The 8,730-nt window shown below is 64.8% G+C and carries 7 protein-coding genes; all 7 read left to right on the top strand.

Translation table 11 applies throughout. The annotated features are described in order from the left end of the window. The first annotated feature begins 206 nt into the window (after positions 1–206). The 7 genes from NR187_RS29685 (at position 207) to NR187_RS29655 (ending at position 8,684) form a co-directional block, all read left to right on the top strand. Complete coding sequence (locus tag NR187_RS29685; RefSeq protein WP_256808646.1) at positions 207–1,361, top strand: iron-containing alcohol dehydrogenase; 1,155 nt, start codon at positions 207–209, stop codon at positions 1,359–1,361. A gap of 18 nt (positions 1,362–1,379) precedes the next feature. Further along, on the top strand, positions 1,380–2,930 hold the full coding sequence (locus NR187_RS29680; protein WP_256808644.1) for an AMP-binding protein: 1,551 nt from the start codon (positions 1,380–1,382) through the stop codon (positions 2,928–2,930). Between the two features lie 265 nt (positions 2,931–3,195). Further along, positions 3,196–4,794: an ABC transporter substrate-binding protein gene (locus NR187_RS29675; protein WP_211384063.1), complete on the top strand. Its 1,599-nt coding sequence runs from the start codon at positions 3,196–3,198 to the stop codon at positions 4,792–4,794. Positions 4,795–4,834: 40 nt separating this feature from the next. Next, positions 4,835–5,782: an ABC transporter permease gene (locus NR187_RS29670; protein WP_256808641.1), complete on the top strand. Its 948-nt coding sequence runs from the start codon at positions 4,835–4,837 to the stop codon at positions 5,780–5,782. 9 nt (positions 5,783–5,791) lie between these two features. Continuing rightward, positions 5,792–6,685: an ABC transporter permease gene (locus NR187_RS29665; RefSeq protein WP_211384061.1), complete on the top strand. Its 894-nt coding sequence runs from the start codon at positions 5,792–5,794 to the stop codon at positions 6,683–6,685. Next, entirely contained in the window at positions 6,685–7,692 is a 1,008-nt protein-coding gene (locus tag NR187_RS29660; protein WP_211384060.1) for an ABC transporter ATP-binding protein, read from the top strand. The genes NR187_RS29665 and NR187_RS29660 overlap by 1 nt, the downstream gene beginning before the upstream one ends. Further along, complete coding sequence (locus tag NR187_RS29655; RefSeq protein ID WP_256808640.1) at positions 7,689–8,684, top strand: ABC transporter ATP-binding protein; 996 nt, start codon at positions 7,689–7,691, stop codon at positions 8,682–8,684. Before NR187_RS29660 ends, NR187_RS29655 begins: the two co-directional genes overlap by 4 nt. The last annotated feature ends 46 nt before the right edge of the window (positions 8,685–8,730 follow it).

Raw genomic sequence — 8,730 nt, 5'->3', positions numbered from 1 at the left:
GACCCTCATGGTGAGGAGCCCGCCAAAGCGGGCGTCTCGAACCATGCAGGCCGAGGTCTTTCGGAAACCTCCCGCTGTCATATGCGATAGCCCTGCCCTGGAGGGGTAGGGCAAGAGTTGCCCCAGCGTCTTCGCACATGACGGGCGCGCCCGGCTCGGCTAGATTATCCTCACAAAAGCAAGACGAATTGTCCGGGAGGACAGGCGTGCACCAGGGACGTGTCGTTTACGGCGCGATCGAGGAGGTCGTGTTCGGTCACCCGGCGGCCGCGGCCATCGTCGCGCAGATGGACCGGCTGGGGACGCGCCGTGCGTTCCTCATGGTCTCCGGCACGCTGAACCGGCAGACCGACGAGATCACGAAGATCAGAGATGCGCTGGGCGCGCGCTGCGCCGGCCTGTTCGACGCGATGCCGGCGCACACGCCGCGCGAAGCGGTGATCGCGGCCACCAATGCGGCGCGCGAGGCGGGCGCCGATCTGATCGTCACGGTGGGCGGCGGCTCGATCACCGACGGCGCCAAGGCGGTGCAGCTCTGCCTCGCCAACGGCATCGACGACATCGAGGGCATAGATCGTATCCGAGTGCACAAGGGCGTCGCGCCCGAGATGACCGCGCCGGTCGTGCGCCAGATCAGCGTGCCGACCACGATCGCCGGCGGCGAATTCAGCTCGATCGCGGGCGTCACCGACCGCAGCACGCATGTGAAGCAGATGCTGCGGCACCCGCTGACGGTGCCGCGGGCGACCATCCTCGATCCCGCCATCACCGTGCACACGCCGGAATGGCTGTTCCTCTCGACCGGCATCCGCGCCATCGATCATTGCGTCGAGGCGATCTGCTCGCACGAAACCCATCCCTATGCCGACGCGCAATCGGTCAAGGGGCTCGCGATGCTGGCCGACTCGCTGCCGCGGGTGAAGGCCGACCCTTCCGATCTCGACGCGCGGATGGACGCCCAGATCGGCACCTGGCTGTCGATGGGCGCGCTCGCAGCCGGCGTGCCGATGGGGGCGAGCCATGGCATCGGCTACGTTCTGGGCGCGGCCTTCGACGTGCCGCACGGCCACACCTCCTGCATCATGCTGCCGGCCGTGATGCGATGGAACGCGAGCGCGAATGCCGAGCGCCAGATGATCGTCGCGGCCGCGATGGGCTTTCCCGGCCACAACGCCGCCGACGTGCTCGATGCCTTCATCCGTTCGCTCGGCATGCCGCGCAGCCTCGCCGACGTGCGCGTCTCGCCCGAGCATTTCGACGCCATCGCCGAACAGGCGATGCGCACGCCCTGGGTGCCGCGCAATCCGCGCAAGATCGACAGCCCGGCGCAGTTGCGCGAAATCCTGGTTCTCGCCGCATGATTCAAAGCCGGAGGATCGATGTACCCAGGTCAGCATGCCCGCCTACGCCCTCTCCAGCCTGCCTTCATCATGGCTGGAACAGGCGAGGCGGTCACCTATCGCGAGCTCGACGCGCGCAGCAATCGCCTGGCGCATCTGTTCCGCAAGCACGGCCTGAAGCGGCTCGACCATTACTCGATCTTCATGGAGAACAATTCGCGCTACCTCGAAGCCTGCGGCGCGGGCGAGCGCTCCGGGCTGTACTACACCTGCATCAACTCGTTCCTGACGCCGGGCGAGCTCGCTTATCTCCTCGTCAACAGCCAGTCGAAGATCCTGATCACATCTGCGGCGAAACTCGACATCGCGCGCGAGGCGATCAAGGCCTGCCCCGACATCAAGCTCTGCATCGTCGCCGACGGCCCCGGGGAGAGCGACCGCATCGTCGGACTTGCCGAGGTGACCGCCGACATGCCGAAGACGCCGATTGCGGATGAATGGCTCGGCACCGCGATGCTCTACTCGTCGGGCACGACTGGACGGCCCAAGGGCATCCTGCGGCCGCTGCCGGAGGAGCCGCCGAAGCACAATCTGCCGCTGTTCGATTTCCTGACAAAGCTTTGGCACTACCGCGAGGGCATGGTCTATCTGTCGCCGGCGCCGCTCTATCACTCGGCGCCGCAGGCGGCGGTCAACCTCACGATCCGCATGGGCGGGACCGTGATCATCATGGAGAATTTCGATCCCGAGCGCTACCTGCAGCTCGTGCAGCAGTGGGGCATCACCCATACCCAGCTGGTGCCGACGATGTTCTCGCGCATGCTGAAGCTGCCTGAGGAGGTACGAAAGCGCTACGATTTGTCCTCGCTGGAGATCGCGATCCACGCCGCCGCGCCCTGCCCGGCGCTGGTCAAGGACGACATCATCAAATGGTGGGGCCCGATCATCCACGAATATTACGGCGCGACCGAGGGCCTCGGCTTCACCGCCTGCAACAGCGAGGAATGGCTCGCCCATCGCGGCACCGTCGGCAAGGTGCTGCTCGGCGACCTCCATATCCTCGACGAGAACATGCAGGCGTGCCCGACCGGCACGCCGGGGCAAGTGTGGTTCAAGACTGGATCGCCGTTCGAATATTTCAACGATCCGGAGAAGACGAAAGAGGCGCGCTCGGCCGACGGCAGCATGAGCACGGTCGGCGACGTCGGCTATGTCGACGCGGATCGCTACCTCTACCTCACCGACCGTGCGACCTTCATGATCATCTCGGGCGGGGTGAACATCTATCCGCAGGAATGCGAGAATTTGCTCATCACCCATCCGAAGGTCGCGGACGCCGCGGTGTTCGGCGTCCCCAATCCCGATCTCGGCGAAGAGGTGAAGGCCGTGGTGCAGCCGATGCCGGGCGTGGTGCCGGGCGAGGCGCTCGCCGAGGAGCTGATCGCCTTCTGCGGCGCGTCATTGTCGCGGCAGAAGGTGCCGCGCTCGGTGGATTTCGAGAAGGAATTGCCGCGGCTGCCGACGGGGAAGCTTTACAAGCGCCTGCTGCGGGACCGGTATTGGGGGAACAAGACGTCAAGGATCGTGTGACAGGCACAACCACAAACTTCACTGTCATCCAGAACCAACGTCGGCGCGGACCCGGGACGACAGCGAAGCTTGTCGCGGCGGCTCGGCACAGGAACCATCCGTTCGCACCTGCACTCCCACATTATGAAATGTGTGAACCTCCTGCGGCCTCGCGTCATCCGAATTGTCGAGAGCGCTGCCGCCCTTGCGGGTTGCTTCGCAGGGCCCGCGTCGCTATCGTCGCGACAAACAGGCCGCAAAAGGCCGATGTCCAGGGAGGATGAGCATGCGGAGCGTATGGGCGCTCGCCGCGATGGCGGCGCTATCTGTGCTGACGGCCTCAACCACTACGCTCGCCGGCGAGCCCAAGCAGGGCGGTGTCCTGCGGATGTATCATCGCGACAGTCCGGCCAACGCCTCCATCCTCGAAGGTGCGACCTATTCGGTCAACGTGCCGTTCATGGGGGTCTTCAATAATCTCGTCATTTATGACCAGCACATCGCGCAGAACAGCCCTGATACCCTGAGGCCTGATCTGGCCGAGAGCTGGTCCTGGAGCAGCGACAACAAGAAACTGACGTTCAAGCTGCGTCAGGGCGTCAAATGGCATGACGGAAAGCCGTTCACATCGGCCGACGTCAAGTGCACTTTCGATCTCCTGATGGGCAAATCGCAGCAGAAGTTGCGGCAGAATCCACGCAAGGCCTGGTACAGCGAAGTCAACGACGTCACGCCCAACGGCGATTTCGAGGTCTCCTTCGATCTGAAGCGGCCGCAACCTTCGCTGCTGGCGATGCTCGCGTCCGGCTATACGCCGGTCTATCCCTGTCACGTCTCGCCGGCGGACATGCGCACCCATCCGATCGGAACCGGGCCGTTCAAATTCGTCGAGTTCAAGGCCAACGAATCGATCAAGCTGACGCGAAATCCTGACTACTGGAAGAAGGGCCTGCCATATCTCGACGGCATCGAGTACACGATCATCACGAACCGCTCGACCGCGATTCTCGCCTTCGTCGCCGGCAAGTTCGACATGACCTTCCCGACGCACATCACGATTCCGCTCTTGAAGGACATCAAGTCGCAGGCGCCGAACGCGGTTTGCGTCGTCGAGCCGACCAATGTCTCGACCAACATCATCGTCAATTCGACCTCCCCACCGTTCGACAACATCGATATCCGCCGAGCGATGGCGATGGCACTCGACCGGAAGGCCTTCGTCGATATCCTGTTCGAAGGCCAGGCCGATATCGGCGGCACCATGCTGCCGCCACCTCAGGGCATCTGGGGCATGCCCAAGGACAAGCTGGCGACCATTCCGGGCTATGGCCCTGACGTGAACGCGAGCCGGGAGGAAGCGAAGAAGCTGATGCAGAAGGCGGGCTACGGCCCGGACAAGCACCTCGCGGTAAAAATCTCGACGCGCAATATCGCCGAATATCGCGACCCCGCGGTGATCCTGATCGATCAGCTCAAGAGCATCTATATCGACGGCGAGCTCGACGTCGTCGAGACCGCGAACTGGTTCCCGAAAGTCGCGCGCAAGGATTACATGCTCGGCCTCAATCTGACCGGCAATTCCGTCGACGACCCCGACCAATCCTTCTACGAAAACTATTCCTGCGGCTCAGAACGGAACTACACCAATTACTGCAACAAGGAGATCGAGAAGCTGTTCGACGCGCAGTCGCAGGAGACCGACATCGGCAAGCGCAAGCCGCTGGTCTGGGATATCGACAAAAAGCTGCAGGAGGACGTCGCCCGTCCGATCATCTTCCATGCCCGGGCCGGTACCTGCTGGCAGCCCTATGTCAAGGGCGTCACGATCATGTCGAACAGCTCCTATAACGGCTTTCGCTACGAGGACGTGTGGCTCGACAAGTAGCGCGCCAGGCTGAAGACCAGCGGCTCGCGGAGGGCGAAGGATGTTTGCCTATCTGGTGCGGCGCCTGCTTCTGATGCTCGTGACCCTGTTCGGGATCTCGGTCGTCATCTTCTTCCTGCTGCGCATCGTGCCCGGCAACATCGTCGACATCCTGTTTGCCGCGGCCGGCTATGTCGATCCCGCCGACAAGGCCAATCTGGAAAAGGAGCTCGGCATCGACCAGCCGCTGATCTTGCAATACTGGCACTGGATCAGCGGTTTTCTGCGTGGTGACTTTGGTTACTCCTACGTCTCCGAGAAGCCGGCGCTCCAGGAGATCTTGCCGCGGATTCCGATCACCGCGCGGCTTGCCGGGCTGGCGCTGCTGTTCTCGGCGTCGATCGGCATTCCGCTCGGCGTCATCAGCGCGGTGAAGCAGGGCACGCGGCTCGATTACGCGCTCCGCGTCGTCAGCCTGAGCGGATTGTCGCTGCCTTCGTTCTGGCTTGGATTGCTCATCCTCACCGCGTCGGTGGCGATGTTCAATCGGATGCCGATCTTCAATCCAAATCCACAGACCTGGCTCGAGGCGTTCGCCAGCTACGCCGTGCCCGCCGCCGCCGTCGGCTTCCGCAGCGCCGCGCTGACCATGCGCATCACCCGATCCTCGATGCTGGAGGTGCTGAGGCAGGACTATATCCGCACCGCGCGCGCCAAGGGCGCCTCCGATGCCACCGTGAATTATCAGCATGCGCTGAAGAACGCGATCCTGCCCGTCATCACCGTGATCGGCATCGAGGCCGCGTTCCTGATCGGCGGCCTCATTGTGACGGAGACCGTGTTCAACATCCCCGGCGTCGCCCGCTTCCTGGTCGAGGCGATCCGCTGGCGCGACTATCCGATCGTGCAGAACCTCGTGATGCTGATCGCGGTCGTGGTGGTGAGCGCCAATTTCATCGTCGACATGCTGTACGCCGTGTTCGATCCACGGATCAGGTACACGGATTAGGAGAGCTGCTTGGCTACGATCGACTATGATCTCGAACTGAGACGCGCCGGCGCGCATGCTGCCGGCGGCTGGCGGCGTGTGCTGTTTCTGGCGCAACGGCACGTGCTGGGCGCGGCCGGCCTCGTCATCATGACACTGTTCGTGGTCACGGCGATCTTCGCCGATTTCATCGCGCGCTATGATCCCCTGACGATCGACGCCGCCGGCGCGCTGGCGCGCCCGAGCCTGACGCACTGGATGGGCACCGATTCCTTCGGCCGCGACGTCTTCAGCCGCATAATCCACGGCTCGCGGATCTCCCTTGCGGTCGGGATCGGCTCGACCGCGCTCGGCGGCGCGATCGGCGTCATCGTCGGATTGACCTCGGGCTATCTCTCCGGCTGGGTCGATCTGGTGTTCCAGCGCATCTCCGACGTTCTCCAGGCGCTGCCGCTGCTGGTTCTGGCCCTGATCATGACGGCGGCGCTCGGCCCGTCGCTCCCGAATGTCATCATCGCCATCGCCATTCCGCTGATCCCGACCGTGTCGCGCGTCGTCCGCGCCAACACGCTGGCGCTGCGCGAACTGCCATTCGTCGAGGCCGCCAAGTCGATTGGCATGAGCGAAGTGCGCATCGCACTGCGCCACGTGCTGCCGAACACGCTGGCGCCGCTGATCGTGCTTGCGACCGCGCAACTCGGCTCGACCATCCTGACCGAGGCCTCGCTCTCGTTCCTGGGCCTCGGCATTCCAGAGCCTTATCCGTCCTGGGGCCGCATGCTGTCGGAATCCGCGGCCGAATATGTCCGCACCGCGCCGTGGCTGGTGATCTTCCCGGGCATCGCGATCAGCCTCGCCGTGTTCGGCGCCAACCTGTTCGGCGACGCCCTGCGCGACATCCTCGATCCCCGGCAGCGCGGCTGATGGCGGAAAAATCCGATCTCGTGCTCGAGGTGAAGAATCTGAAGACGGTGTTCTTCACCAATTCCGGCCTGTTCAGGGCGGTCGACGACGTCTCGTTCACCGTGAGGCGCGGCGAGACGCTGGCCATCGTCGGCGAATCCGGCTGCGGCAAGAGCGTCACTGCCCTCTCGCTGATGCGGCTGGTACCCGACCCGCCCGGCCGCATCGTCGGCGGCTCGATCACGCTCGAAGGCACCGATCTGCTGGCACTGGACGAGGCAGCGATGCGCGCTGTCAGGGGCAACCGCATCTCCATGATCTTCCAGGAGCCGATGACCTCGCTCAATCCGGTGATGCGGATCGGCGACCAGATCGTCGAGGCCGTGCGGCTGCATCGGAACATGTCGTCGAAAGAGGCCCGCGACGTCGCGGTCGAGATGCTGCGCCTGGTGCGCATCCCCGAACCGGCGCGGCGCGCACGGGAATATCCGCACCAGCTCTCCGGCGGCATGCGCCAGCGCGCGATGATCGCGATGGCGCTGGCCTGCCGGCCGGCGCTGCTGCTCGCGGACGAGCCGACCACCGCGCTCGACGTCACCATCCAGGCGCAGATCCTGGCGCTGATCCTCGACCTCCAGAAGGAGCTCGGCACCGGGCTCGTGCTCATCACGCATGACCTCGGCGTCGTCGCGCAGACGGCGCAGCGCGTGATCGTGATGTACGCGGGCAGGAAAGTCGAGGAAGCCAGCGTCGAGGCGCTGTTCGCCGCGCCGATGCATCCCTACACGCGCGGGCTGATGGCCTCGATCCCGGCCGTGCCGGCGTCGGGTGTCGCCGCGCAGGAACGGCTGAACGAAATTCCCGGCACTGTGCCGTCGCTGGTCGGGCTGCCGAAAGGCTGCGCTTTCGCGCCGCGCTGCAAGCTCGCGATCAAGCGCTGCGAGGCCGAATATCCGCCGCTCACGGATTGGGGCGGCGGCCATCTCGCCGCATGCTGGCGCGCGGCCGACGTGGCGGAGGTGGCATGACCGTGGCGCTGCTCGAGGTCACCGATCTCACGAAGCACTATCCGGTGCGCGCGGGCGTGTTGCGCCGGCAGGTCGGCACCGTGCATGCCGTCGACGGCGTCTCGTTTTCAGTTGGAGTCGGCGAGACGCTGGGCCTGGTCGGCGAATCCGGTTGCGGCAAATCGACGGTGGCACGCAGCGTGCTGCGGCTGGTGGAGCCGACCTCGGGCCAGATCCGCCTCGATGGTGCGGACATCACCCATCTCTCAAAGACGGCGCTGCGCCCGCACCGGCGCTCCATGCAGATCGTGTTCCAGGACCCGTTCGCCTCGCTCAATCCGCGCATGACCGCAGGCGACATCGTCGGCGAGCCGCTCGCCGTGCACGGGCTCGCGACCGGCAAGGCGCTGGAGGCACGCACAGCAAAGCTGTTCGAGCAGGTTGGCCTTCGGCCCGACCAGATGCGCAATTTCCCGCATCAATTCTCCGGCGGCCAGCGCCAGCGCATCTGCATCGCGCGCGCGCTGGCGCTCGGGCCGCGTCTGATCGTCTGCGACGAGCCGGTCTCCGCACTCGACGTCTCGATCCAGGCCCAGGTGATCAACCTCTTGATCGACCTGCAACGCCAGCACGGCTTCTCCTATCTCTTCATCGCGCACGACCTTGCCGTGGTCGCCCATATCAGCCACCGCGTCGCCGTGATGTATCTCGGACGCATCGTCGAGATCGCCGACAAGGACGAGCTGTTCCGCAGTCCGCGCCATCCCTACACGCAGGCCCTGCTCGCCTCGGTGCCGGTTGCGAACCCGCTCGCGAAGAAGCTCGTGCCGCTGGTCGACGGCGACGTGCCGAGCCCGGTCAATCCACCCTCCGGCTGCGCGTTCCACACCCGCTGCCGGTTTGCGATGGAGCGATGCAGGACGGAGCGGCCGGCGCTGGTGGATACCGGTGATCGTCATCAGGTGGCGTGTTTGCTCAATGAGGGGACGGGGCGACCGAACTCGATCCCGTAGGACGGGCAAAGCGAAGCGTGCCCACCATTCCATGGCAATCGCGGCA

This window comes from Bradyrhizobium sp. Bra64 (assembly GCF_024519875.1).
Lineage (GTDB): Bacteria > Pseudomonadota > Alphaproteobacteria > Rhizobiales > Xanthobacteraceae > Bradyrhizobium > Bradyrhizobium japonicum_G.
This window is presented reverse-complemented; position numbering and strand designations above follow the sequence as displayed.